Source organism: Xanthomonas arboricola (genome assembly GCF_003353015.1).
GTDB classification, from domain to species: Bacteria; Pseudomonadota; Gammaproteobacteria; order Xanthomonadales; family Xanthomonadaceae; genus Xanthomonas; species Xanthomonas arboricola_E.
Map to the genome: position 1 here is coordinate 424,781 of NZ_QREM01000008.1, position 24,250 is coordinate 449,030.

Below are 24,250 nucleotides of genomic sequence, written 5' to 3' on the forward strand. Positions count from 1 at the left end.
CCACGAAGCTCAAGACGTCCCTTCTCCCGTTGACGGGAGAAGGTGCCCGGAGGCGGATGAGGGACGATTCACGCCGCCGTGCCTGACCATGGCCCGGCATAGTACCGACAGCGCCACCTGCGCAGGCGCGTGCCGGCAATGTCGCGGCCCGGGTCTCAGCGCAGCAGCTGTCGCATGTACATCTCGATCAACGCCGGCTTGTCCGCGCGCAGGCAGGCCTGCACGTTCGCGGTGCCTTTGCCCTCGCGGGTGTACCCCTGCGCATCGACCTCCAGATGCAATGGCGTGGTCGGGCACAGGTCGGGGCGCAGCAGCCAGGCCACCGGCACCGCGTCGAACAGGGTCGGCGTGGCGCTGGCCCAGGGCTGGTCGGTGTTGCGCCACTGGTAGTACAGCTGGGTGAGCGCATCGGTGAGTCCGTCGCCGTGTGCAAACAGCGCGATGCGCTCGGGCTCTTCCAGCGGAACCTGGGTGGCGTCCAGCGGCAGCAGCACGATCGGCACGCCGGCCCCAAACACCCGCTGCGCCGCCGGCACATCGGCGAGGATGTTGTACTCCGGCGCCGGCGCACTGGCCGGCCGATACGCCGACTTGCCATAGCCAACGCGGACCGAGCCGCCCATCGCCACGATGCGCTTGAGCTTGGCAAAGCCGGCCGGGTCGCGCTGCTGCGCCAGTGCGGCGTCGGTCATCGGCCCCAGCACCAGCAAGGTCACCTCGCCCGGATGCAGGCGCGCCTGCTGCAGGATCATCGCCGCCGCATCGGGCAAGCCGCTCGGCAGCTGCCCTTTCGCGGCCCAGCGTGCCTGGCTGAAGGGAATCGCGCTGGTGGTGCGTGCACCCACCGCCAACGGAATCTCGCTGCGTCCGGCCTGCTGCAACAGGCGCTGCAGCAACTGCGCGCGCAAGCGGGTATCGCCCCAGGCCGATGCGATGCCCAGCACGCGCAGCTGCGGGCTGCGCAGCAACAGCCCCAGCGCAAACGCATCGTCGATGTCGTCGCCGATATCGGTGGAGACCACCAGCAACTCGGTGGATGTGGGTGTTGGCGGTGCCTGCCCTGCGGCCACGGCAGGCGTCTGCGCCCACGCCACTGCCGACGCGCACCACAGCCCCAGCATCCACCCCATGTTTCGCCATCTGCGCTGCATGCACCTACTCCTGCCGCCATAAAAAAACCGCCGGCATCATAGCCGGCGGTTCAATCGTGCTACACCACCACGCCGATCAGAAATTGGCGCGGAACTGCGCACCGACGATGCGCGGGTCGTTGATGAAGCCGGTGAGGTTGTTGAAGTCGATCGCACCGGTCACGCGGATCTGGTTGGTGCAGTTGCGGCAGAACACCGACAGCTCGTACGCACCCGCGCCCCAGTTGTAGCCGATCTTGGCGCCGCCTTCGACCAGCGGCTGGCCGGTGAACTCCCGGGAGTCGTACAGGAAGAAGTTCACTTCGCTGCGGTAGGACCAGTCGGTGTAGAAGAACAGCTCGCCGTCGTCGCCCATCGGGATGCCGTAACGCAGCGTGGCGTTGGCCATCCACTTGGCAGCCTGCGGCAGATCGTTGCCGTCGATCAGCGCGCGGCCGGCGGCATTGAGCGGGTCGGTCACGGTGCAGGTGCGGCACACACCCACCGACAGGGACGGGTCGTCGATGCGGGTCCAGTTGTAGGCGCCGCCGGCGGTGACGCGCAGGTTCTGGGTGAGCAGCGCTTCGAAGTCGAACTCGGCGCCGCGCGCCTTGGTCTTGTCGGCGTTGAGCAGACGCACGTCGTTGGAGGTGCCGCCCACCGCAGTGAGCTGCTGGTTCTTGACGCGGAAATCGTAGATGTCGAAGCTCAGGCGCGCGCGGTTGTCGAACAGATCCGACTTGATGCCGATCTCGAACGAATCCACCGTCTCCGGCTCGGCCACGGTCAGCGGCGCGGTACCCGAGGGCACGCCGAAGCTGGCGCCGCGGAAGCCGCGTGCCGCACGGGCGTACACGTTGACGTCGTCGTTGATGGCGAAGGTGGCCGCCAGGTCGCCGGTGACCTTGGAGTTGTCGGTCTCGCCACTGGACGGCTCGACCAGCGTGACCCGGTCCAGCGCCAGCACGTCGAAGGTCTTCTTGTCGTAGGTGTAGCGGATGCCGGCGCGCAGGTTCAGCCGATCGGTGGCCGCATAGTTCAACGAGCCGAACGCCGCCCACGAGGTGTTGCGCTGGCGGGTCAGCTGGTAGCTGGCCAGGTCGCCGCCGCTGAAGGTGTTGTAGGTGTAGTTCTCGCCTTCCACATCGTCGTGGAAGTAGTACAGGCCGGCCTGCCAGTTGAGCGGGCCCTCGTACTGCGATTCGGCGCGCAGTTCCTGGCTGTACTGGTCCAGGCTCTTGATGCCGCCGGCGGTTTCCACCGGGAACGGAATCGCGCCCGGGCCCGACGGCGGTGCGAACACCGCGCCGAAGCCACCGTCGATGTCGCCGCGGCTGTAGTACTTGCCGATGCCTTCGTAGGCGGTGATCGAGTGCAGCGCGATGTCGCCCAGATCCCAGGTCAGGTTGGCGCTGCCGCCGTAGGTCTGCAGTTCCTGGGTGTTGGCGCCGTCGATGAAGGACTTCTCTTCGTCGAAGCCGTCCACCAGCTGGTTGGTGCCGGGCTGGATGATGTTGGCGCGGAACAGCCGTGCGGTGCCGTCCAGGTGACGCGCATGGGCGTTGAACAAGGCGCTGAAATCGTCGCTGGCCTGGTACAGCAGCTGCAGGCGCACGGCCGAGTCGGTATAGCCTTCCAGGTCGCGGCCGTCGCGGTTTTCCACCCAGTCGTCGCGACGCTGGCCCAACGTGGACAGACGCGCCGCCCAATGCTCGCCCATGGCGATGCTCAGGCCGCTTTCCAGCGTCATCGTGCCGTAGGTGCCGTAGGACAGGCTGGCGTAGCCGTCATTGGCGCCGATGGCCGGCTTGACCGAGTTGAACTTGACCACGCCGGCCGGCGTATTGCGGCCGAACAGCGTGCCCTGCGGGCCGCGCAGCACTTCCAGGCCTTCCAGATCGAAGATCGGGAAGCCCTTCAGGAATGCGTTTTCCTGCACCACGTCGTCATAGATCAACGACACCGGCTGCGAGGCGTAGGTATTGAAGTCGGTGTTGCCGTAGCCGCGGATGTACACGCGCGGAAACACCCGGCCGTTGGACGATTCGATGTTGAGGCTGGGTGCCTTGCCGGCGAGCACGCGGATATCCGAGCCGCTGGTGGAGATGGCATCCAGAAATTCCGGACGCAGCACCGATGCCGAGACCGGCACGTCCTTGGAATCTTCCGAGCGGCGCTCGACCGTGACCTTGACCGCGTCCAGGCGCACGACACCGTCGTCGCCGGGCGCCTGCTGGGCAGCGGCATGAAGCGGAAGAAGGGAAGCGACGGCAACGGCGAGCGCGCTGATCTTGAGCGACCGGCTGGCGGACATGGGATGACTCCGGATTCGGTTGGCGGAGCGGCCTGATCTGCATGCCGCGTTGCAACAGAATTAACACGATTTACACAAATTTGGCAGAGCGCGTGCGAAAAAGTTTTCGGAATTCGAAAAGGCGTTCGAATTTATGCAACACGGCGATGCAATTTGCGCGTTGGGGCGTGCCTGGTCTCAGTGCGCGATGCTCACCGGAGCGGCGGTTTGCATAGGTCGAGCGGCGGGATTTCACTGGGTAGGAGCGCGACGAGGCGTTCCCAATCCTCCTGACGCTTAAAAAGCGCCAATGCGCCGCCGAGACGGAAAGCACGTGCGACGGCCTCACGACTTCCGTGCAGCACGCAGCCTATTGGCGACCTACCGAGGCTCCGTAGACAACGCGCAGGCGCGTCTCTGGACCAGACGCGTGTGCAACCTGCATCCGGGCAATCACCACGCGTTGCCTGCTGCATCACTCACTCGACGTAGGCAACATCACCCGGCACCCGCACCCAGCCTTCCATCAGCACCCGCGCACTGCGGCTCATCAGCGCCTTGGTCACCTGCCACTGGCCGTCGATCGATTGCGCCTCGGCGCCGACCCGCAAGGTGCCGGACGGGTGCCCGAAGCGCACCGCCGTGCGCGTCACGCCGCCGGCAGCCAGATTGACCAGCGTGCCCGGCACGGCCGCGGCTGTCCCGATGGCGACGGCCGCGGTGCCCATCATGGCGTGGTGCAACTTGCCCATCGACAGCGCGCGCACCAGCAGGTCGATCTCGGCCGCCCGCACCGGCTTGCCGCTGGAGGCGGTGTAATCGGCCGGTGGCGCGACGAACGCCACCTTCGGGGTGTGCTGCCGCGTTGCTGCGTCTTCCACCTGCGCAATCAGGCCCATCCGCAACGCGCCGTGCGCGCGCAAGGTCTCGAACATCGCCAGTGCACGCGCATCGCCATTGATCGCCTCCTGCAACTCGGTACCGGTGTAGCCCAGGTCGCCTGCATTGACGAAGATGGTCGGGATGCCGGCATTGATCAGCGTCGCGGCGATCGTGCCCAGGCCGGGAACCTCCAGCTGATCGATCAGCCTGCCGGTGGGGAACATCGCGCCGCCCTCGCCTTCGGCAGCGTCGGCCGGGTCGAGGAATTCCAGCTGCACCTCGGCGGCCGGAAAGGTCACTCCATCCAGTTCGAAGTCGCCGGTTTCCTGCACCTGGCCATCGGTCATCGGTACGTGCGCCACGATGGTCTTGCCGATATTGGCCTGCCAGATCCGCACCGTCGCCACGCCGTCGCGCGGCACCCGCGCGGCATCGACCAGGCCGTTGGCGATCGCAAATGGCCCCACCGCTGCCGACAGGTTGCCGCAGTTGCCGCTCCAGTCCACGAACGCGCTGTCGATGGATACCTGCCCGAACAGGTAGTCCACATCGTGCCCGGCATGCGCACTGGCCGACACGATCACGCCCTTGCTGGTGCTGGAGGTCGCCCCACCCATGCCATCGATCTGCTTGGCATACGGATCGGGGCTGCCGACCACGCGCAGCAACAACGCATCGCGCGCCGGCCCGGGCTGCTGCGCGGCAGCGGGCAGATCCTGCTGGCGGAAAAACACGCCCTTGCTGGTGCCGCCACGCATGTAGGTGGCCGGGATGCGGAGTTGGGGCAGATGGGTCATGGGAGGGCCGGGATTGGGGGTTGGAGAATGGGGATTGGGTTGCAGACCCACGGCAAGGGCCATGGACGCTAGTGCGCTTGCGGTGCTGATGTCGTTTTCAACAAATCTCGACTCCCGACTCCCGATTCCCGGCTCTCAAGAAAATCCTGCGCAAACCGTTGCAGCACGCCGCCCGCCTCGTAGATGGACACTTCCTCGGCGGTATCCAGGCGGCAGATGACCGGCACCTGCACCTGCTCGCCGTTGCGCCGATGGATCGACAGCGTCAGCGTGGCGCCGGGTGTGCGCTCGCCGACCACATCGAAGGTTTCGCTGCCGTCGATGCCCAGCGTCTTGCGATCGCTGCCCGGCTTGAACTCCAGCGGCAACACGCCCATGCCGATCAGGTTGGTGCGGTGGATCCGCTCGAAGCCTTCGGCCACGATCACTTCCACGCCGGCCAGCCGCACGCCCTTGGCGGCCCAGTCGCGCGAGGAGCCCTGGCCGTAATCGGCGCCGGCAATGATGATCAGCGGTTGCTTGCGCGTCATGTAGGTTTCGATCGCCTCCCACATGCGCAGCACCTGGCCTTCCGGTTCCAGCCGCGCCAGCGAGCCTGCCTTCACCTGTCCATCGACCACCGCCATTTCGTTGACCAGCTTGGGGTTGGCAAAGGTGGCCCGCTGCGCGGTGAGGTGGTCGCCGCGATGGGTGGCATAGGAATTGAAGTCCTCTTCCGGCACGCCCATCTGCGCCAGATACTCGCCAGCCGCGCTGCCGGCCAGGATCGCATTCGACGGCGACAGATGGTCGGTAGTGATGTTGTCGCCCAGCACCGCCAACGGACGCAGGCCTTGCAAGCTGCGTACACCGGCAAGCGCGCCTTCCCAGTACGGCGGGCGACGGATGTAGGTGCTGGTCGGCCGCCAGTCGTACAACGGGCTGACGCTGCTGCCCTGCCCCACGCTACGCTTGAACATCGGGTCGTAGACGCTGCGGAAATGCTCCGGCTTGACGCTGCGCGCCACCACCGCATCGATCTCCGCATCGGTGGGCCACAGATCCTTGAGCGTCACCGCCACGCCATCGGCGTCGATGCCCAGCACATCCTTTTCGATATCGAAGCGCACCGTGCCGGCGATGGCATAGGCGATCACCAACGGTGGCGAGGCCAGGAACGCCTGCTTGGCGTAGGGATGGATGCGCCCGTCGAAGTTGCGGTTGCCCGACAGCACCGCGGTCGCGTACAGATCGCGGTCGATGATCTCCTGCTGGATGGCCGGATCCAGTGCGCCACTCATGCCGTTGCAGGTGGTGCAGGCAAACGCGACGATGCCGAAACCCAATTGTTCCAGCTCGCCCAACAGGCCGGCTTCTTCCAGATACAGCTGCACCGCTTTTGACCCCGGCGCCAGCGAACTCTTCACCCACGGCTTGCGGGTCAGCCCGCGCGCATTGGCATTGCGCGCCAGCAGGCCGGCGGCGATGACATTGCGCGGGTTGGAGGTATTGGTGCAGGAAGTGATCGCAGCAATGATCACCGCGCCATCGGGCATCTGTCCCGGCACCTCGTCCCATTGCCCCGCGATACCGCGCTGCGCCAACTCACTGGTCGCCACGCGCTTGTGGGGATTGGATGGCCCGGCCATGTTGCGCACCACGCTGGATAGATCGAACTGCAGCACGCGCTCGTACTGCGCGGTGCCCAGATCGTCCGCCCACAGGCCGGTCTGACGCGCGTAGGTTTCCACCAGCGCAATCTGCGCGTCTTCGCGGCCGGTCAGGCGCAGGTAGTCGATAGTCTGCTGGTCGATGTAGAACATCGCCGCCGTCGCACCGAACTCCGGCGTCATATTGGAAATGGTCGCGCGGTCGCCGATGGTCAGTGCGCTGGCGCCGGCGCCATAGAACTCGAGGTACGCGCCGACCACGCGCTGCTGGCGCAGGAACTCGGTCAAGGCCAGCACGATGTCGGTAGCGGTAATCCCGGGCGCAGGCCGGCCCAGCAATTCCACGCCGATGATGTCGGGCAGGCGCATCCACGAGGCACGTCCCAGCATCACGTTTTCCGCCTCCAGCCCGCCCACGCCCACCGCGATCACACCCAGCGCATCCACGTGCGGGGTGTGGCTGTCGGTGCCCACGCAGGTATCCGGAAACGCCACGCCGTCCAGTGTGTAGATCACCGGCGACATCTTCTCCAGATTGATCTGATGCATGATGCCGTTGCCCGGCGGAATCACTTCCATGTTCTCGAACGCGCGCTTGGTCCACTCGATGAAGTGGAAGCGGTCGGCGTTGCGGCGATCTTCCACGCTGCGGTTCTTGGCGAACGCCTGCTTGTCGAAGCCGGCATACTCCACCGCCAGCGAGTGATCGACGATCAACTGCACCGGCACCACCGGGTTGACCTGGGCCGGATCGCCCCCCTGCTCGGCGATTGCATCGCGCAGCCCGGCCAGGTCGACCAACGCAGTCTGCCCCAGGATGTCATGACAGACCACGCGCGCCGGAAACCAGGGAAAATCCAGGTCGCGTCTGCGCTCGATCAGCTGGCGCAGGTAGGCCTCCAGCATCTGTGGCTGCGCACGCCGCACCAGGTTTTCGGCATGCACGCGCGCGGTATACGGCAACGTTGCGTAGGCGCCGGGTCGCAGCGCATCCACGGCGGCGCGTGCATCGAAATAGTCCAACGAGGTGCCCGGCAGGGGCTTGCGGTACTGGCTGTTCATGGCTGGCGATATCACAAAGCGGGCGGGGTCTGCTGTTACTGGTGCTATTACTGGTGCTATTACTGGTGCTGTTACTGGTGCTGTTACTGGTGCTGCTATTGCTGTCGTGGTCGTTGCTTTTGCTGTGGCTGTGGCTGTGGCTGTGGCTGTTGCTGTTGCTGTTGCTGTTGCTGTTGCTGTTGCTGTTGCTGTTGCTGTGGCTGTTGCTGTGGCTGTGGCTGTGGCTGTGGTTGTGGTTGTGGTTGTGGTTGTGGTTGTGAGCGCTATTGCAGATGCTCATATTGCTAGTCACCACGCGCTGCTCGCCACGCTCCCTTCTCCCGCAACGCGGGAGAAGGTGCCCGAAGGGCGGATGAGGGCCGCTCGCAGGCAGCAGCCTTCAGGAACGCTGATCCAGCGGCACGAACACCTGATCCTCCGGGCCCGTGTAATTCGCAGAAGGCCGAATGATCTTGCCGTCCATGCGCTGCTCGATGACGTGCGCGCTCCAGCCAGCCGTACGCGCCAGCACGAACAGCGGCGTAAACATCGCCGTCGGCACGCCCATCATGTGGTAGCTGACCGCACTGAACCAGTCCAGGTTAGGGAACATCTTCTTGATGTCCCACATCACGCTCTCCAGGCGCTCGGCAATGTCGTACATCTTGCGGCTTCCCTGCGCCTCGGAAAGCTCGCGCGCCACCTCCTTGATCACCTTGTTGCGCGGGTCGGACACGGTATAGACCGGGTGCCCGAAGCCGATCACCACTTCCTTGCGCTCCACACGCGCCTTGATATCGGCCTCGGCCTCATCCGGCGTGTCGTAGCGCTTCTGCACCTCGAAGGCCACTTCGTTGGCACCGCCATGCTTGGGCCCACGCAAGGCGCCGATGCCACCGGCGATGGCGCTGTACATATCGCTGCCGGTGCCGGCAATGACGCGGCTCGCAAACGTCGACGCGTTGAACTCGTGCTCGGCGTACAGGATCAGGCTGGTGTGCATTGCACGCACCCACGACTCCTTCGGCGCAAACCCGTGCAGCAGATGCAGGAAGTGCCCACCGATCGAGTCGTCGTCGGTTTCCACTTCGATGCGCTTGCCGTTATGGCTGTAGTGGTACCAGTACAGCAGCATCGAGCCCAGCGAGGCCATCAACTTGTCGGCGATGTCGCGCGCGCCCGGATGGTTGTGATCGTCCTTTTCCGGCTGCAGGCAGCCCAGCACCGACACGCCGGTACGCATCACGTCCATCGGATGCGCCGATGGCGGTAGCTGTTCCAGCGCTGTCTTCACCGCTGCCGGCACGCCGCGCAGCGAGCGCAGCTTGGCCTTGTAGCCACGCAATTCGCCACTATTGGGCAACTTGCCATGCACCAGCAGATAAGCGATTTCCTCGAACTCGCTGGTGGTGGCCAGGTCCAGGATGTCGTAGCCGCGGTAATGCAGATCGTTGCCGCTGCGACCCACCGTGCACAGCGCAGTGTTGCCTGCAGCCGTGCCGGACAGGGCGACGGATTTCTTCGGCTTGAAGCCGGGATTGACGGTGTCGTTCATGCGATGCGCTCCCAAACGGTGTCGTGTTGCGGTGTCACGGATGAAATGGCCGAACCTGCACGCAGCAAGGCGCGATCATGCGCCTTTGCGTGCAAACAAGCCGTCCAGGCGCTGCTCGTAGTCGTGGTAGCCGATGCGCTCGTACAGCTCTTCACGCGTCTGCATGCTGTCCAGCACGGCCTGCTGATGCCCATCGCGCCGGATCGCGGTGTAGACCGCTTCGGCCGCCTTGTTGGCCGCACGGAACGCCGACAGCGGAAACAGCTGGATCGCCACGCCTGCCTGCGCGAGCTGGTCGCGCGTGAACAGCGGCGTCTTGCCGAATTCGGTGATGTTGGCCAGCACCGGCACGCGTACCGCATCGACAAACCGCGTGTAGGTCTCCAGATCGTACGCGGCCTCGGCAAAGATGCCGTCGGCACCGGCCTCCACGCAGGCGATCGCGCGCTCGATCGCCGCATCCACGCCTTCCATCTGGATCGCGTCGGTCCGCGCGATCAAGAAGAACGCCGGATCGGTCTTGGCATCGGCCGCCGCCTTGACCCGGTCGACCATCTCGGCCTGGCTGACGATCTCCTTGCCCGGCCGATGCCCGCAGCGCTTGGCGCCGACCTGGTCTTCGATATGGCAGCCGGCCGCGCCGGCCTTGATCAGCGACTTGATGGTGCGCTCGATGTTGAACGCGCTCGGCCCGAAGCCGGTGTCCACGTCCACCAGCAGCGGCAGTGCGCAGACATCGGTAATGCGGCGCACATCGATCAGCACGTCTTCCAGCGTATTGATGCCCAGGTCCGGCAGCCCCAGCGAACCGGCCGCCACGCCACCGCCGGACAAGTAGATGGCCTGATAGCCGGCGCGCTGCGCCAGCAGCGCGTGGTTGGCATTGATCGCGCCGATCACCTGCAGCGGCGATTCGGCGGCCAGCGCGGCGCGGAAGCGCGTGCCGGCGGAAGCGGTGGGCGATGACGTCATGGCGGTTCCTGGTGTGGGATGGGGGATACAGCGCAAGGGGCATGCCAACGGCAAGCCGTTGATCCGATTGGCCCACCCCTGGGTAAATGTTGCAACATTGCAACGCATCGAACACGATGCAACACCGTTGCAACGCGACATCACCAATGCCCAGCCCCAGATTTACCGAGCCGACGGAAGCCGCTCTCCCCGTTATCTGGACCGTCAGCGTCTCTCGCCTGACCGGCCTGCTGGCCGATGTCATCCCCGAATTCGACCAGCGCGCACGCATCGAGCAGGTCAACCTCGGCTTTGCCGATGCAGTGGACGTCATCGGCCAGCGCCTGCGCCGCGAGCGCTGCGACGTGCTGGTCGCCGGCGGCTCCAACGCCGCTTACCTGCGCAGCCGGCTCGCACTGCCGCTGGCACCGATCCAGGCCACCGGCTTCGACCTGATGGAAGCGTTGGCGCGTGCGCGCCGTATCGCCCCACGTATCGGCGTGGTCACCCATGCCACCGACGTGCCCTCGTTTCGCGCATTCCAGGACAGTTTCGATCTGGACATCGAGCACCGCCGCTTCGTCACCGCCGAAGACGCGCGCGACCGCATCGCCGACCTGCGCGCCGGCGGCATTCAGGTCATCGTGGGCACCGGCATGGCGATCGATTTCGCCGAGCAGGCCGGCCTGCCGGGCGTGCTGCTGTATTCGGCCGATTCGGTCCGCCTGGCACTCGAACACGCCATCGCGCTGGGGAGCGCACCCGGCAACGATCGCCCTGCCAGCCGCACCGGCACGCGCCGGGTGCGGCGCACCGACGCACTGCTGGGCGACGATGCCGCAATCGCGCAGGTGCGCGAGCTGGTGCAGCTGTACGCCCCGCATCCGGGCACCGTGCTGATCAGCGGCGAGACCGGCACCGGCAAGGAACTGGTCGCACGCCAGTTGCATGCCGGCAGCCGCCGGCGCGGCCGCTTCGTCGCCATCAATTGCGGCGCCATCAGCGAGGCGCTGCTCGAAGCCGAATTGTTCGGCTACAGCGACGGCGCCTTTACCGGCGCACGCCGCGGCGGCCATGTCGGCCTGATCGAAGCCGCGCAGGACGGCACGCTGTTTCTCGACGAGATCGGCGAACTGCCGATGCCGCTGCAGACACGCCTGCTACGCGTGCTGGAAGAGCGCGAAGTGCTGCGGGTCGGCGCCACCCTGCCGGTCGCCGTCGACGTGCGCGTGGTCGCCGCCAGCCTGCAACCGCTGCAGGCATTGGTCGAGCAAGGACGCTTCCGTCGCGACCTCTTCTATCGCCTGGCAGCGCTACGCATCGGCCTGCCGCCACTGCGTAACCGCCCCGACGAGATCGCGCTATTGCTGGCGCATTACTTCCATCAACTCGGCGCGCTGCCGTCGCCGTTGTCTCCGGCAGCGCTGCAGCGGCTGCAACGGCACCCCTGGCCGGGCAACGTGCGCGAACTACGCAACCTGGTCGAACGCCTGTGCATCCACTGGAAGGCACACCCGCGCGACAGCCTGGACCTGGATCAATTGGAACGCTGGGCACCTGAGCTGTTCGACATACGCATTGGCGACAGCGTGGCGGCGCCCGAACACAGCGATCTTGCAACCTCGCGCATGCAACTCACCGCAGCAGCGGTCCGCGCGGCGCTCGATCGCGCAAACGGCAACCGCGCCCTCGCCGCACAGGCGCTCGGCGTCTCGCGTACCACCTTGTGGCGCTGGATGCAGGCGCATGCGTCGGCATCGCGCGATTGAGATGCAGGGGCGGGTTCCGGCCTCACCTGGTCAGGCTGCAGACGCTGACCTGATTCGCCACGCTTTACGGCGCAAGACTCGCGCCCAGCGGCAACAGGGCATGCGATGCGATCCACACGCCAGGGGCGCCGCGACGTCGGCGAGCTGATCCGGCCGCACACGCCACGCCGCTGCCCAGCACTCGTCCATCGAGCGAGCGCGCAACGATCACTTGACCCGCGTGTACTCGGTATCGCCCGTGCTCAGGTGACCGGTCGCCTGGTCGATTGCGTAATTGACGGTGCCATCGACGCCGGACACCTGCAGCACACCCTTGTTCAAGATCGCCGGATGATTCTTCGTCCTGACGCCGCCACCCAGCAGCGCCGGCGTGGTATCGCGGATGATGAAGCTCTCGCCGTTGTGCTCGATGCTGAGCACATTCTTCTCCGACGTCATGTTGACCCACCTGCCCACGTACTGCTCGCCCACATCGCGGGCACAGCCGGCCAACAACAGCATCGCAACAAGAGCATTTCCAAGCAGCGCCTTCATCGCCACTCCTTCTTCAACGCGGGGGACTGCAGGATGGCGATTCGTTCCTGCGCCTGCAACAAGCAGGCACAACCGGATGAACACGCCTGTCAGCGACTTGAACAAGTCGTTGGGATCAACGGGCCCTGCATCCCACTCGCACGGATAGCAGCGACACCTGCGATTTGACGGCATCGGCTGGTCCCATCACTTCAACCGGGCCAGACGCCCAAGGCGGTTGCAGGAGCGCCTTCAGGACAACAAAAAAGCCGGCGCATGGCCGGCTCTTCTTCTCGCGTTGAAACCCTTGCTGCTGCTGGATTTCGATGGTGGGCGGTACAAGGTTCGAACTTGTGACCCTTGCCGTGTGAAGGCAATGCTCTACCGCTGAGCTAACCGCCCGGTGACGCGAGCCGCACATTATAGGGCAGCTGCGGCAATCGTCAACAGGTTCATCCACTGCGGTGATGATGCGGTCGAAAAAACCCCGTTCCGGTGACCGGGCGCGGCATTTCCGCGAGCTGGCAGCGATGACGCAGCGTTCGATTCGGCGCCATTCCAACGCCCGTTACACAGCTTCGATGCCCCGCGTCCAACACGGCTGCGATCACCGGCACCGGCACCGGCACCGGCACCGGCATCACATCGTATGCGTCGGCTTGTCCGAGGTCGTCAATCCCGCCAGCAGCGTCTCGATCTTGTTGCGCACGCTCTCGCCTTCCTGGCCGTCCGGGAATTGCACGCCGATGCCGGCGGCGCGGTTGCCCTGCGCACCGGCCGGGGTGGTCCAGACGACCTTGCCGGCCACCGGCAGGCGTTCGCTGGAATCGGGCAGGGTCAGCAACAGGAAGACCTCGTCGCCGAGCATGTAGCGCTTGGGCGTGGGCACGAAGATGCCGCCGCCCTTCACGAACGGCATGTAGGCGCTGTAGAGCGCCGGCTTGTCCTTCAACGCCAGCGACAAAATGCCCTGGCGTGCATTCATTGCACTCATCGAGTTCCCCTAGAACGTGGCTGGCGCTCTCCCTCGCGCCAGGCCAGCAACAATTCCGTCACTGCCAGATCGGCGCGGACGGTGGTGCGCAGCAGGTCGCGGGTGCGATTGGCGGCGTCGAACCAGGTCGCCAGCTTGTGCAACCGCGATGGATCGGTCAAGCCGGCCGATGCCTGTGCCAACGCCAGGTCGGCCGCATGCCGCAAACGCTGATCGCCCTGGCCGTCGTTGGTCCAGCGCTGCGCAACCTCTACCGCACTGGCGCGCCCGCTGGCGATCTGTTCCAGGTCCTGCGCCACCGCACGCCGCACCGCCAGGCCATCCTCGCGCAGCCACTGCGCCGCGAGTCCCGGATGACCGCGTGCGGCATCCAGCGCTTCCTGTGCAGCCCGCTCGTCGACGCCCTGCGACAGCAGCCAGGCCAGCGCCTCGTGCGCGGGCGGCAGCTTGAATTCCAGGCGCTGGCAGCGGCTGCGGATGGTCGCCGGCAAGCGCGCCGGCTGTGCGCTGATCAGCCACAGGTAGCGCCCCGGCGAGGGTTCTTCCAGCGTCTTGAGCAGCGCGTTGCAGGCAGCGCGATTGATCGCATCGGCCGGGTCGACGATCACGATCTGGGCGATGCCGTACTGCGGGGTCAGCGAGAGCTTTTGCGAAATCTCGCGCACCTGCTCGATCACGATCTCGGTGCGCAGCTTGTCGCCGGTGCGGTTGGGGATGAACGAGATCAGCTGCAGGTCCGGGTGGGTCCCGGCGGCGATCAGCTGCCGGCTGCGCTGCGCCAGCGCCGGGTCCGGCGCGCTGGCCAGCACGTGCTCGGCCAGCGCCAGGGCCACCGCACGCTTGCCCAGGCCATCCGGCCCGCAGATCAGCAGGCCGTGGCCGAGCCGGCCGGCGTCCAGCACCGCCAGCGTCTGGTCGTAGGCACGCTGCTGCCAGGGCGAGAACGCAGTGGTCATGGAGTGGGCTCCGGTTGTGGCAGGCGGCGACGCTGCAGGTAACGCGCCACCGCCGCGTTGTGTTCGGCCAGGGTGGCCGAGAACACATGCGCACCGGTGCCATCGCCGACCGCCACGAAGTACAGGGCATTCCCTGGTGCCGGACGCACTGCCGCCAGCAAGGCCTCGCGGCCGGGCATGGCGATCGGGGTCGGGGTCAGGCCGGTGCGGGTATAGGTGTTGTAGGGCGTATCGGTGGTCAGGTCGCGGCGGCGGATGTTGCCGTCGTAGCTACTGCCGATGCCGTAGATCACGGTGGGGTCGGTCTGCAGCTTCATGCCCAGCTGCAGGCGGCGCAGGAACACGCCGGCAATCAGCGGACGCTCCGAGCCCAGCGCGGTTTCCTTTTCGATGATCGAGGCCAGGATCAACGCCTGTTCCGGCGAGCTGAGCGGCAGATCGGCAGCGCGCTGCGCCCAGGCCTGGGCCAGTGCGGTGTCCATCGCGAGGTGGGCGCGCTTGAGCACGTCCAGATCGCTGTCGCCGCGTTGGTAGAGATAGGTTTCCGGCAGGAAGCGCCCTTCCGGGTGCTGGTTGGCGAACCCCAGCCGCGCCATCAACGCCGCATCGTCCAGCGCAGCGATGGATTGGTGCAGCGGCGTGGCAGCGGCGATCGCGGCGCGCAGCTGGCGGAAATTCCAGCCTTCCACGATGGTGAAGCGGTACTGGATTACCCGGCCCTGGCGCATGCGCTCGAGCAGCTCGCGCGGCGACAGCGCCGGCGCCAGCGCGTATTCGCCCACCTTGAGCTTGCCGGCCGCGTCGACCTGGCGCGCGAGCAGCTGCCATTCCAGATCGGTGCCCTGCGCCACGCCGGCGGCGCGCAACTTGCGCAGCGTGGCCTTGAGCGAATCGCCGGGCGCGATCACCACGCTGGGCGCACTCGCGCTCACCGGCGTCTGAGCAAAGTGCAGGTAATGCCGCCATGCCACCAGCGCGGCAATCGCAAGTAGCGCTGCAAGCAGCAATGCCGTGCCCAGCACGGCCAGACATCCGCGTTTGCCAGTCACCGCCACACCCACCTCGTCATTGCTCCATCGCCGCGCAGGATACCGCGCACCGGTGATGTCCCGTTGAAGCGCTCATGTCCGCTCGATCGCGCGCAGCACGCCACGCGCCTTGGCGCGAGTTTCGTCCAGCTCACGTTGCGGGTCCGAGTCCACCACGATGCCGGCCCCGGTGCGGAAGCAGACCTGGTTGCCGGCCACCTCGGCGGTGCGGATCAGGATGTTCAGGTCCATGTCGCCGTCGCGATTGAGCCAGCCGAACGCGCCGGTGTAGGCGCCCCGCGCGGTCTGCTCCAGCTCGGCGATGATCTGCATGCAGCGCACCTTCGGGCAACCGGTGATGGTGCCGCCGGGAAAGACCGCGGCGATCACCTCGCCCGGGGTGACCTCGTCGCGCAGACGGCCACGTACATTACTGACGATATGGTGCACATGCGCGTAGCTTTCCACGCCCATCAGCTCGTCCACCACCACCGTGCCCGGTGCGCAGATGCGTCCCAGGTCGTTGCGTTCCAGGTCGATCAGCATGACGTGCTCGGCGCGCTCCTTCGGATGGCCGACCAGTTCGCGGATGCGTGCGGCATCGTCGTCGCCGGCAAAGCGCGCGCGGGTGCCGGCGATCGGGCGCGTCTGCACCACATCGCCCTGCACCGACACCAGCCGCTCCGGCGAGGAACTCACCACCGCGCGTCCTGCCGCGACGAACAGACCGGCAAACGGAGCGGGATTGGCCGCGCGCAGGCGCGCATGCAGCGCCGCCGGATCGACCGCCGCGGCAAACGCCGCGTGCCAGGCGCGCGAGATATTGGCCTGGAACACATCGCCGGCGCGCAGATAATCGAGCACGCGCTCCACGGCAGCGGTGAAACGCTCCGGCGGATCTTCTTCGACAGCCACCGGCCCGGCCCACGCAGGCAACGGCGGCAACTCGGCGCAGGCGGCAATGTCCTCGACGATGCGGGCCAGCAGATCGGCGCGGCCCGGCTCGGCCAGCGCGATGCAGCGCCCTTCCACGCGGTCACGCAACACCGCCGCCGGCGCACGCAGGGCCAGCGCGCTCGGCAGGCGGTCGGTGCGCACAGGCAGCTGCAGGATTGGTTCGACCTGCGCGGCCAGTTCGTAATCCAGCAACACCGCCCAACCGCCACGAAACGGCCATGCGCTGCTCGCATCGCGCGGCACCCGTTCTGCGTGCCAGGCGGCGTCCAGCGCGTCCAGGAAATTGCTGTCGATCACCCGCCCATCGCCATCGCGCGTGCGCCCGTCCGGATCCAGCCGTAGGCTGGCGCCGTCTGCCAGCAACAGCACGTCCCAGCGCCCGTGCTCGGTGCCGGAGGCGGTGGATTCCAGCAGCGCCGGATAGCGCTGCGGCGCCAGCCGGTGCAGCGCCAGCAGGTCGATGTCCGCGTGCAGTGATCGGGTGAGCGTCATCGGTCCGGGGTGGCGTGGGATACGAAAGCGCGCCACCCCTGAGAAAGGCGGCGCGCGCAATGACTGGATCAGGGATATGTCGAACCGACACCGTCCACTGGCCGCACGCACGCAGCGCATGCGGCGGCCAGGGACTGTTGCATGATGCGCCGCGCGACAGCGCAGACGCGCCGGCTCAGACGCGCTTGAACACCAGCGTGCCGTTGGTGCCGCCGAAGCCGAAGCCGTTGGACATCACCGCGTCCACCTGCACTTCGCGTGCCACGTTCGGCACGTAGTCCAGGTCGCAGCCTTCGCCGGGCTCTTCCAGATTGATGGTCGGCGGGATGATGCCGGTGTGCAGCGCCATCACCGAGAAGATCGCTTCCACGCCGCCGGCCGCGCCGAGCAGATGGCCGGTCATCGACTTGGTCGAGCTGACCATGGTCTTGTAGGCGTGCTCGCCCAGCGCGCGCTTCATTGCCAGGGTTTCGGCCAGATCGCCCAGCGGCGTGGAGGTGCCGTGCGCGTTGAGATAACCGATCTGTTCGGGGTTGAGCCTGGCATCGCGCATGGCCGCGACCATGCTGCGCGCCGCGCCCTCGCCGTCCTCGCTGGGCGCGGTCATGTGGAAGGCATCGGAGCTGGCGCCGAAGCCGACCAGTTCGGCATAGATGCGCGCGCCACGCGCCTTGGCGTGTTCGTACTCTTCCAGCACCAGCACGCCGGCACCGTCGCCCAGCACGAAGCCGTCGCGCTGCTTGTCCCAGGGACGCGATGCAGCGGTGGGGTCGTCGTTGCGGGTGGACATCGCCTTCATTGCACAGAAGCCGCCGACCGAGCTCGGCGAGGAGCCGCGCTCGGCGCCGCCGGCCAGCATCACGTCGGCGTCGCCGTGCTGGATCATGCGCATCGCGGTGCCGATCGAATGGTTGGAGGTGGCGCAGGCCGACACCGCCGAGAAGGTCGGGCCCTTGAGGCCCTTGATCAGGCTCACCTGGCCCGGCAGCATGTTGATGATGGTGCTGGGCACATAGAACGGCGAAATCTTGCGCGCACCGCCCTCGTGGAATTTGATGGTCTGCTCTTCGATACCGAGCAGCCCGCCGATGCCGGAGCCGAGAATGGCGCCAACGCGTTCGGCATTGCTTTCGTCGATTTCCAGGCCGGAATCGTCCAGCGCCATGAACGAGGCGCCGACACCGTAATGGATGAACGAATCCATCTTCTTGACGTCCTTGGCGGACACAAAAAGCGTGGGATCGAAATTCTTGATCTCGCCGGCGATCTTGGTGGTGAACTGCGAGGCATCGATCTGCGTGATCGGGCCGATGCCTGAGCGCCCGTGGATGATTCCATCCCAGCTGGTGGCCAGATCATTGCCCAGCGGCGACACCATGCCCATGCCGGTAACGACAACACGACGACTCATTGCAGATCTCCTCACCACGGAACGGACGGTGCTTGCGGTTTGCGGATGACGCTCGAAAAACACAGGGCCGCATCAGCGGCCCCATGGAATGTCTGACGCAGCAACGGCTTGACGCACGCCGCCGCAGCCAGGAACAACGCATCAGCTCTTGACGTGAGCCTTGACGTAGTCGATCGCCTGCTGGACCGAGGTGATCTTCTCAGCCTCTTCGTCAGGGATCTCGCACTCGAACTCTTCTTCCAGCGCCATCACCAGCTCGACGGTGTCCAGCGAGTCGGCACCCAGGTCATCGACGAACGATGCGCTGGTGGTGACTTCCTCTTCCTTGACGCCGAGTTGTTCGACGACGATTTTCTTGACGCGTTCTTCGATGGTGCTCATTGGGGATATCGCTCCAGATGGAGTAGTGGTGGTACGAAAAAAACGCCATCGCCGCTGCGATGGCCGCGTTGGATAGTGTAGTGGAAGCGACCGAGCCTTGCATTGCATCACAATTCCCGGCCGATCAGCCACTTAGCGCCTCCCGGCGCCGCACGCTCACGGCATGTACATGCCGCCGTTGACGTGCAGGGTCTCACCGGTGATGTAACCGGCACTCGGGCCGGCCAGGAACGCCACCGCGTTGGCGATGTCGTCCGGCTGGCCCAGGTGGCCCAGCGCGATCTGCTGCAGCAAGGCGGCCCTGGCCTCGTCCGGCAGCGCCTTGGTCATGTCGGTATCGATGAAGCCGGGTGCCACCACATTCACGGTGACCCCGCGCGAGCCGATCTCCTTGGCCAGCGACTTGGAGAACGCAATGATGCCGGCCTTGGCCGCGGCGTAGTTGGTCTGGCCGGGATTGCCGGTCACGCCCACCACCGAGGCGATGTTGACGATGCGGCCCTTGCGCGCCTTCATCATGCCGCGCATCACCGCCTTGGAGGTGCGGAACACGCTGGTCAGATTGGTGTCGATGATCGCCTGCCAGTCGTCGTCCTTCATCCGCATCAACAGGTTGTCGCGGGTGATGCCGGCGTTGTTGACCAGGATCGAGATCGGGCCGAATTCCTTGCCGATCGCATCGATCAGGCCGTCGACCGCCGCCGCGTCGGTGACATCGAGCTCACGGCCGTGGCCGCCCTGGGCGGCCAGGCGCTCGCCGATCGCCGCAGCGCCGGAGGCAGAGGTCGCGGTGCCGATCACGGTGGCGCCCTGGGCGGCCAGCGTGACGGCGATGGCCGCGCCGATCCCGCGACTGGCGCCGGTGACGAGGGCGATCTCGCCCTGCAGGGGCTTGCTCATGAATGCTGTTCCTCGAGTGGGGAGGTCGCGACCGCAGCCGCGAACGGTGAGGGCTGCCGGCAGGGCCGGCAGGTGCGTCGAATCAGTGCGTCCACGCCTCGATCGCGCCGGCATAATCGGCAGGCGTGGCCAGCGCACGGGCGTCCAGGCGCTTGTCGATACGCTTGATCAGCCCGCTCAGCACCTTGCCGGGGCCGCATTCGGCGATCCGGGTGATGCCCTGGGCGGCCAATGCCTGCACGCAGCCGGTCCATTGCACCGGCAGGTACAGCTGCTCGGCCAGCGCCTGGCGAATCGCCTCGCTGCCGGTGTGCACCCGTGCATCGACGTTCTGCACCACCGGAATCTGCGGGGCGTGCCAGCTCAGGCCGGCCATTGCTTCGGCGAGCTGGTTGGCCGCATCGCGCATCAACGGCGTGTGCGAGGGCACGCTCACCGCCAGCTTGACTGCCTTGCGCACGCCGCGCTCGGCCAGCAAGGCCAGCGCGCGGTCCACCGCCGCCGCATCGCCGCCGATCACGATCTGGCCGGGCGAATTGAAATTGGCCGGCACCACCACCTGGCTGCCGGCCGCCTCGGCACAGACCTCCAGCACCAGCGCATCCTCGGCACCCAGCACCGCCGCCATCGCACCGACACCGGCCGGCGCGGCGGCCTGCATGAACTGACCACGCAGCCGCACCAGGTGCGCGCCGTCGTGCAGCGACAGCGCGCCGGCAGCGACCAGCGCGGTGTATTCGCCCAGGCTGTGCCCGGCCAGCACCGCCGGGCGCTGCCCGCGCTGCGCATTCCACAACCGCCACACCGCCACGCCCGCAGCCAGCAGGGCCGGCTGGGTGTATTCGGTGCGGTTGAGCATCTCTTCCGGGCCGCCCTGGGACAGGGCCCACAGGTCGACGCCGGCGCCCTCGGAGGCTTCGGCGAAGGTTTCGCGGATCTGCGGGTGCAGTTCGGACAGTTCGGCCAGCATGCCTAGGGACTGCGAGCCCTGGCCGGGAAACACGAAGGCGAGAGTGGATTCGGTCACGCGTTGCTGCCTACAAAAATCGAGCCGGGATGATACGTGCGAAATCGTCCCGGCGTCTGTACTGCCGCGTATGCAAGGCCTGGCCAGCGCGACCGCCGGCACACTTACAGCAAGACATCGAGCAGATCCATGTCGCCATCGGCGAGCCAGTCCACGCACATCACCAGCACCAGCACGACGCCGAGCGAGGTTGCCGCGCGGATGGCCAGGATGGCGCGCGCCAGCGCCGCGGCAGGGCGGCCCAGGCGGCCGGTGAGCTGCGCAAACCGCTGCAGGCGCCCGGTCACCGCATGCGCATGCGCCGCCACCGCCGGGCCGGCCGCATCGAAGGCGCCCGTCATCAACCGCTGCAGCACCGCGCGGCGGCCGCGGTAGTACCTGGCTACGCCGTAGCCGAACACCAGCCAGTCGCGCGCCTGGGCCTGCGCCAGGTCCATCACTTCCAGCGGGTCTTCCTCGAAATCGATGAAGCCGACCGCCTGCCCGTCGAAGGTCATGTTGCGCGGCAGCGGCTGGCCGAAATACGCACCATCGCGGTGGGCAGCGGCAATGGCGGCCACTGCCAGCGCGATCAGGCGGTCGCGCCCGGGCGCGTCGGCCTCGCGCAGGCAGCTGGCAAAGGAGCGACCGTTGTCGCTGAGCAGCAGGGCCGCCTGCCCGCAACCGACCACGCGCGGCACATTGACCGCTTGCGCCTGCAGTTCGCCGAGCCGGCGCGCTTCCAGATCGCGCGCGGCATCGCCGCCACGATGCGGCGGTGGACGCAAGGCGTCCAGGCCCCAGCGGCAGGCGACGAAGTTGAGTACTCCAAGCGAGACCGCGCGGTTGTGGCGGCGGTACTGCTTCAGCCAGACGCGCTGTCCGGCGATGACGATGGGGTCTGCCATGACGGGCCCGTCCCTGATGCTGCCAGGCAGCACCGACGGACGCGGCACTGCCTGCCGGACTCAGTAGCGCAGCAGCGCCGAGCCCCAGGTAAATCCGCCGCCGAATGCTTCCAGCAGCAGCAATTGACCACGCTGCACGCGGCCGGAGCGCACCGCTTCGTCCAGCGCCAGCGGCACCGAGGCCGAGGAGGTATTGCCGTGGCGGTCCACGGTGACGACCACCTGCTCCATCGGCAGATCCAGCCGCCTGGCGGTGGCCTCGATGATGCGCAGGTTGGCCTGATGCGGGATCAGCCAGTCCAGGTCGTGCTTGTCGTAGCCATTGGCCGCCAGGGCCTCGTCGACCACCGAATCCAGCGCCTTGACTGCGTACTTGAACACGTCGTTGCCCTTCATCAGCAACGCGCCGCCGCCGTTCTTGCCTTCGCCAAAGCCCACCGAGACGCCAACCGGATCCCACAGCAGCTCCTTCTTGCTGCCGTCGGCATGCAGATGGGTGCTGAGGATGCCGGTTTCTTCGTCGGCCTTGAGCACGACCGCGCCAGCGCCGTCGCCGAACAGCACGCAGGTGGTGCGATCGGTCCAGTCGACGATGCGGGTCAGGGTTTCTGCGCCCACCACCAGCACGGTCTTGGCGTCGCCACTGCGCACGAACTTGTCGGCCACGCTGAGCGCATAGACAAAGCCAGAGCACGCCGCGTTGACGTCGAAGGCGCCGCAGCCGACATTGCCCAGCCGCGCCTGCAGCAGGCAGGCAGTGGACGGGAAAATCAGGTCCGGGGTGGTGGTGCCGACAACGATCAAGTCGATCTCGTCGGCGGTGACGCCGGCCGCTTCCATCGCCTTCAGCGAGGCGAAATACGCCAGGTCGCTGGTGGTCTGGTCGTCGGCGACGATGTGACGCTCACGGATACCAGTGCGCGAGAAGATCCATTCATCGCTGGTGTCGACGATCTTGGACATGTCGTCGTTGGTCAACACCTTTTCGGGCAAATAGCTACCCGTGCCCGCGATTCTGGAATAGATCCGCTTGCTCATACTGTTCCCTGTTGCAAGAGCCGCGGTGGTCGGCGGCTCCGGAAGAAGCGAGGGTCACCCGGCGGCGTCGAACGCACCGGGTGCCACGAATCAATCTTCTTGGACGGCCGACGACTTGGTCGCAATCACCTTCTTGCCGCGGTAGTAACCGTCAGCAGTGATGTGGTGGCGCAGATGGATCTCGCCGCTGGTCGGATCGGTCGACAGCTGCTTGGCGGTCAGGGCATCGTGCGAACGACGCTGGCCGCGACGCGACGGGGTAACTCGGGATTTCTGCACAGCCATGGGATTGCTCCAACTTAAGTTCGATAACTTGTCTGTCGAGTCGAACTGGACGCTTCACGCCCGCGCCGACCTGTCTTTCCGCCCTTCACAGCGGCGGTTACTGTTTTTTGAACGCTGCCAGCGCCGCAAACGGACTGGCCTTGTCTTGCTCTTCCTGGGTCGGAACCCACTCGGCCTCGACGGCCTCGCTGCCCGGCGCCATCGGCACCACCGGGATCGACAGAACCAGCTCGTCCTCGACCAGGTCTGCGGCCCGCAGCATGCCATCTTCCGGCACCAGCAAGGCCTCGTACTCGGCCGGCAACGCCGCTTCGTCGGCTTCGTCACGGATCAAACCAAGACGCTGCCTGATTTGCACCGGATACAGGAAACGCTGCAGGCTGCGCTGGCAGGCCAGCGGAAGCTCGACATCGACACTGAGCTCGACGTAGGCGACCTTCAACAGGCTGTCCTGATCGAACTGGAGCGAGTAGACACACTCGCCCTCGGTATCGACCAGGCTGCCTTGCAGGCGGGTCATCGCAGAGAGCGGGATGCGGCCATCGAAGCGCCTGCGCGCTGCGACCATCCGCCAAGCATCCAGCATTTCGGGTACGTTCGCGGACATAAGCCGCAGAATGTTAAAGATCCGCCGACGCCCTGTCAAATGCCCCTATTCACGCACCTGGCGGCGCCAAGGCTGGCAGACTCCCCTACCCGTCCGACGCAGCGCCCCATGATGCCACGCCTGATTCTTGCCTCCACCTCGGTCTATCGGCGCGAGCTGCTTGGCCGGCTGCGACTGGACTTCACCACCGCCCGGCCGGAGGTCGACGAGCAGGCGCACCCCGGGGAGGCCCCGGACGCGCTGGCCAGTCGGCTGGCCGCGGAAAAGGCGGCGGCGGTGGCCGCGCAGGCGCCCGACGCCTGGGTGATTGGTTCGGACCAGGTCGCCGACCTGGAGGGCCAGGCCCTGGGCAAACCGGGCACGCTGGAGCGGGCGCATGCGCAGCTGACGGCGATGTCCGGGCGCGTGGTGCGCTTCCATACGGCAGTGAGCCTGGTCGGCCCTGGCCGCACCACGCACGCGCTGGATCTGACCGAGGTGCAGGTGCGCCCGCTGACGCGCGCCGAAATTGATCGCTACCTGGCCGCCGAGCCCGCACTGGATTGCGCCGGCAGCTTCAAGTGCGAGGGCTTCGGCATCAGCCTATTCGACGCCATTCGCTCGCAGGACCCCACCGCCCTGGTCGGCCTGCCACTGATCGCGCTGGCACGGCTGCTGCGGCAGGCAGGGTTGCAGATCCCGTAAGAGGTGCAGTGCGGCCAAGCGTA

At 66.5% G+C, this 24,250-nt stretch carries 22 protein-coding genes and 1 tRNA gene; 3 read left to right on the top strand and 20 right to left on the bottom strand.

Annotated features, from left to right (window positions below; translation table 11 throughout):
- Nucleotides 1–155 precede the first annotated feature (155 nt).
- The 4 genes from C0541_RS09795 to acnD all read right to left on the bottom strand — a co-directional run bounded on the left by C0541_RS09795 (nucleotide 156) and on the right by acnD (nucleotide 7,813).
- On the bottom strand, nucleotides 156–1,121 hold the full coding sequence (locus tag C0541_RS09795) for a nucleoside hydrolase (protein ID WP_115047943.1): 966 nt from the start codon (nucleotides 1,119–1,121) through the stop codon (nucleotides 156–158).
- 106 nt (nucleotides 1,122–1,227) lie between these two features.
- A complete protein-coding gene (locus C0541_RS09800; protein WP_115047945.1) occupies nucleotides 1,228–3,444 on the bottom strand; it encodes a TonB-dependent receptor in 2,217 nt (738 codons plus the stop codon).
- Nucleotides 3,445–3,902: 458 nt separating this feature from the next.
- Nucleotides 3,903–5,102, bottom strand: a complete 1,200-nt coding sequence (gene prpF, locus C0541_RS09805; protein WP_115047947.1) for a 2-methylaconitate cis-trans isomerase PrpF — start codon at nucleotides 5,100–5,102, stop codon at nucleotides 3,903–3,905.
- Between the two features lie 68 nt (nucleotides 5,103–5,170).
- Entirely contained in the window at nucleotides 5,171–7,813 is a 2,643-nt protein-coding gene (gene acnD / locus C0541_RS09810) for a Fe/S-dependent 2-methylisocitrate dehydratase AcnD (RefSeq protein ID WP_115047949.1), read from the bottom strand.
- 53 nt (nucleotides 7,814–7,866) lie between these two features.
- On the opposite strand from acnD, the gene C0541_RS21040 reads away from it, so the two are divergent.
- A complete protein-coding gene (locus C0541_RS21040; RefSeq protein ID WP_115047951.1) occupies nucleotides 7,867–8,073 on the top strand; it encodes a hypothetical protein in 207 nt (68 codons plus the stop codon).
- 119 nt (nucleotides 8,074–8,192) lie between these two features.
- Here the strand turns inward: C0541_RS21040 and prpC are convergent, their stop codons facing one another.
- Together prpC and prpB are read right to left on the bottom strand one after the other, a co-directional pair.
- Complete coding sequence (gene prpC / locus C0541_RS09820) at nucleotides 8,193–9,347, bottom strand: bifunctional 2-methylcitrate synthase/citrate synthase (RefSeq protein WP_115047953.1); 1,155 nt, start codon at nucleotides 9,345–9,347, stop codon at nucleotides 8,193–8,195.
- 75 nt (nucleotides 9,348–9,422) lie between these two features.
- Nucleotides 9,423–10,319 carry a methylisocitrate lyase gene (gene prpB, locus C0541_RS09825; RefSeq protein ID WP_115047956.1) on the bottom strand — a complete coding sequence of 299 codons (897 nt, stop codon included), beginning with the start codon at nucleotides 10,317–10,319 and terminating at the stop codon, nucleotides 9,423–9,425.
- A 146-nt stretch (nucleotides 10,320–10,465) separates the two neighbouring features.
- Here prpB and prpR point away from each other — a divergent pair, with 146 nt between their 5' ends.
- Complete coding sequence (gene prpR / locus C0541_RS09830; protein ID WP_115047958.1) at nucleotides 10,466–12,067, top strand: propionate catabolism operon regulatory protein PrpR; 1,602 nt, start codon at nucleotides 10,466–10,468, stop codon at nucleotides 12,065–12,067.
- Between the two features lie 207 nt (nucleotides 12,068–12,274).
- Here the strand turns inward: prpR and C0541_RS09835 are convergent, their stop codons facing one another.
- The 14 genes from C0541_RS09835 to C0541_RS09900 form a co-directional block, all read right to left on the bottom strand.
- Nucleotides 12,275–12,601 (bottom strand): hypothetical protein, encoded by a 327-nt coding sequence (locus C0541_RS09835; protein ID WP_115047960.1) that lies wholly within the window; start codon nucleotides 12,599–12,601, stop codon nucleotides 12,275–12,277.
- A 306-nt stretch (nucleotides 12,602–12,907) separates the two neighbouring features.
- A tRNA-Val gene (locus C0541_RS09840) sits at nucleotides 12,908–12,982 on the bottom strand.
- Between the two features lie 238 nt (nucleotides 12,983–13,220).
- A complete protein-coding gene (locus tag C0541_RS09845; RefSeq protein ID WP_115047962.1) occupies nucleotides 13,221–13,574 on the bottom strand; it encodes a PilZ domain-containing protein in 354 nt (117 codons plus the stop codon).
- The gene (locus C0541_RS09850; RefSeq protein WP_115047964.1) at nucleotides 13,571–14,530 is read right to left on the bottom strand and encodes a DNA polymerase III subunit delta'; all 960 of its coding nucleotides are present in this window, start codon (nucleotides 14,528–14,530) and stop codon (nucleotides 13,571–13,573) included. The genes C0541_RS09845 and C0541_RS09850 overlap by 4 nt, the downstream gene beginning before the upstream one ends.
- A complete protein-coding gene (mltG, locus tag C0541_RS09855) occupies nucleotides 14,527–15,591 on the bottom strand; it encodes an endolytic transglycosylase MltG (RefSeq protein ID WP_115047966.1) in 1,065 nt (354 codons plus the stop codon). Before mltG ends, C0541_RS09850 begins: the two co-directional genes overlap by 4 nt.
- A 60-nt stretch (nucleotides 15,592–15,651) precedes the next feature.
- A complete protein-coding gene (locus tag C0541_RS09860; RefSeq protein WP_115047967.1) occupies nucleotides 15,652–17,007 on the bottom strand; it encodes an aminodeoxychorismate synthase component I in 1,356 nt (451 codons plus the stop codon).
- Between the two features lie 175 nt (nucleotides 17,008–17,182).
- Nucleotides 17,183–18,418, bottom strand: coding sequence for a beta-ketoacyl-ACP synthase II (gene fabF / locus C0541_RS09865; RefSeq protein WP_115047970.1), 1,236 nt, complete (start codon nucleotides 18,416–18,418; stop codon nucleotides 17,183–17,185).
- Between the two features lie 141 nt (nucleotides 18,419–18,559).
- A complete protein-coding gene (gene acpP, locus C0541_RS09870) occupies nucleotides 18,560–18,799 on the bottom strand; it encodes an acyl carrier protein (protein WP_002814322.1) in 240 nt (79 codons plus the stop codon).
- A 156-nt stretch (nucleotides 18,800–18,955) separates the two neighbouring features.
- The gene (gene fabG, locus C0541_RS09875) at nucleotides 18,956–19,699 is read right to left on the bottom strand and encodes a 3-oxoacyl-ACP reductase FabG (protein WP_115047972.1); all 744 of its coding nucleotides are present in this window, start codon (nucleotides 19,697–19,699) and stop codon (nucleotides 18,956–18,958) included.
- Between the two features lie 82 nt (nucleotides 19,700–19,781).
- Nucleotides 19,782–20,726, bottom strand: a complete 945-nt coding sequence (fabD, locus tag C0541_RS09880; RefSeq protein ID WP_115047973.1) for an ACP S-malonyltransferase — start codon at nucleotides 20,724–20,726, stop codon at nucleotides 19,782–19,784.
- Nucleotides 20,727–20,830: 104 nt separating this feature from the next.
- A complete protein-coding gene (locus C0541_RS09885; RefSeq protein WP_115047974.1) occupies nucleotides 20,831–21,613 on the bottom strand; it encodes a serine/threonine protein phosphatase in 783 nt (260 codons plus the stop codon).
- A 60-nt stretch (nucleotides 21,614–21,673) separates the two neighbouring features.
- Nucleotides 21,674–22,651 carry a beta-ketoacyl-ACP synthase III gene (locus C0541_RS09890; protein WP_115047976.1) on the bottom strand — a complete coding sequence of 326 codons (978 nt, stop codon included), beginning with the start codon at nucleotides 22,649–22,651 and terminating at the stop codon, nucleotides 21,674–21,676.
- Nucleotides 22,652–22,741: 90 nt separating this feature from the next.
- On the bottom strand, nucleotides 22,742–22,936 hold the full coding sequence (gene rpmF, locus C0541_RS09895; protein WP_003483870.1) for a 50S ribosomal protein L32: 195 nt from the start codon (nucleotides 22,934–22,936) through the stop codon (nucleotides 22,742–22,744).
- Nucleotides 22,937–23,033: 97 nt separating this feature from the next.
- The gene (locus C0541_RS09900; RefSeq protein WP_047130404.1) at nucleotides 23,034–23,543 is read right to left on the bottom strand and encodes a YceD family protein; all 510 of its coding nucleotides are present in this window, start codon (nucleotides 23,541–23,543) and stop codon (nucleotides 23,034–23,036) included.
- Between the two features lie 108 nt (nucleotides 23,544–23,651).
- Here C0541_RS09900 and C0541_RS09905 point away from each other — a divergent pair, with 108 nt between their 5' ends.
- Nucleotides 23,652–24,227: a Maf family protein gene (locus C0541_RS09905; protein WP_115047978.1), complete on the top strand. Its 576-nt coding sequence runs from the start codon at nucleotides 23,652–23,654 to the stop codon at nucleotides 24,225–24,227.
- Nucleotides 24,228–24,250 lie beyond the last annotated feature (23 nt).

Bases quoted from the DNA above. Each gene is read 5' to 3' on its own strand.
- C0541_RS09795 (WP_115047943.1), bottom strand. From the start codon at position 1,121: ATGCTGGGGCTGTGGTGCGCGTCGGCAGTGGCGTGGGCGCAGACGCCT.
- C0541_RS09800 (WP_115047945.1), bottom strand. From the start codon at position 3,444: ATGTCCGCCAGCCGGTCGCTCAAGATCAGCGCGCTCGCCGTTGCCGTC.
- prpF (WP_115047947.1), bottom strand. From the start codon at position 5,102: ATGACCCATCTGCCCCAACTCCGCATCCCGGCCACCTACATGCGTGGC.
- acnD (WP_115047949.1), bottom strand. From the start codon at position 7,813: ATGAACAGCCAGTACCGCAAGCCCCTGCCGGGCACCTCGTTGGACTAT.
- prpC (WP_115047953.1), bottom strand. From the start codon at position 9,347: ATGAACGACACCGTCAATCCCGGCTTCAAGCCGAAGAAATCCGTCGCC.
- prpB (WP_115047956.1), bottom strand. From the start codon at position 10,319: ATGACGTCATCGCCCACCGCTTCCGCCGGCACGCGCTTCCGCGCCGCG.
- prpR (WP_115047958.1), top strand. From the start codon at position 10,466: ATGCCCAGCCCCAGATTTACCGAGCCGACGGAAGCCGCTCTCCCCGTT.
- C0541_RS09835 (WP_115047960.1), bottom strand. From the start codon at position 12,601: ATGAAGGCGCTGCTTGGAAATGCTCTTGTTGCGATGCTGTTGTTGGCC.
- C0541_RS09845 (WP_115047962.1), bottom strand. From the start codon at position 13,574: ATGAGTGCAATGAATGCACGCCAGGGCATTTTGTCGCTGGCGTTGAAG.
- C0541_RS09850 (WP_115047964.1), bottom strand. From the start codon at position 14,530: ATGACCACTGCGTTCTCGCCCTGGCAGCAGCGTGCCTACGACCAGACG.
- C0541_RS09860 (WP_115047967.1), bottom strand. From the start codon at position 17,007: ATGACGCTCACCCGATCACTGCACGCGGACATCGACCTGCTGGCGCTG.
- fabF (WP_115047970.1), bottom strand. From the start codon at position 18,418: ATGAGTCGTCGTGTTGTCGTTACCGGCATGGGCATGGTGTCGCCGCTG.
- acpP (WP_002814322.1), bottom strand. From the start codon at position 18,799: ATGAGCACCATCGAAGAACGCGTCAAGAAAATCGTCGTCGAACAACTC.
- fabG (WP_115047972.1), bottom strand. From the start codon at position 19,699: ATGAGCAAGCCCCTGCAGGGCGAGATCGCCCTCGTCACCGGCGCCAGT.
- C0541_RS09885 (WP_115047974.1), bottom strand. From the start codon at position 21,613: ATGGCAGACCCCATCGTCATCGCCGGACAGCGCGTCTGGCTGAAGCAG.
- C0541_RS09890 (WP_115047976.1), bottom strand. From the start codon at position 22,651: ATGAGCAAGCGGATCTATTCCAGAATCGCGGGCACGGGTAGCTATTTG.
- rpmF (WP_003483870.1), bottom strand. From the start codon at position 22,936: ATGGCTGTGCAGAAATCCCGAGTTACCCCGTCGCGTCGCGGCCAGCGT.
- C0541_RS09900 (WP_047130404.1), bottom strand. From the start codon at position 23,543: ATGTCCGCGAACGTACCCGAAATGCTGGATGCTTGGCGGATGGTCGCA.
- C0541_RS09905 (WP_115047978.1), top strand. From the start codon at position 23,652: ATGATGCCACGCCTGATTCTTGCCTCCACCTCGGTCTATCGGCGCGAG.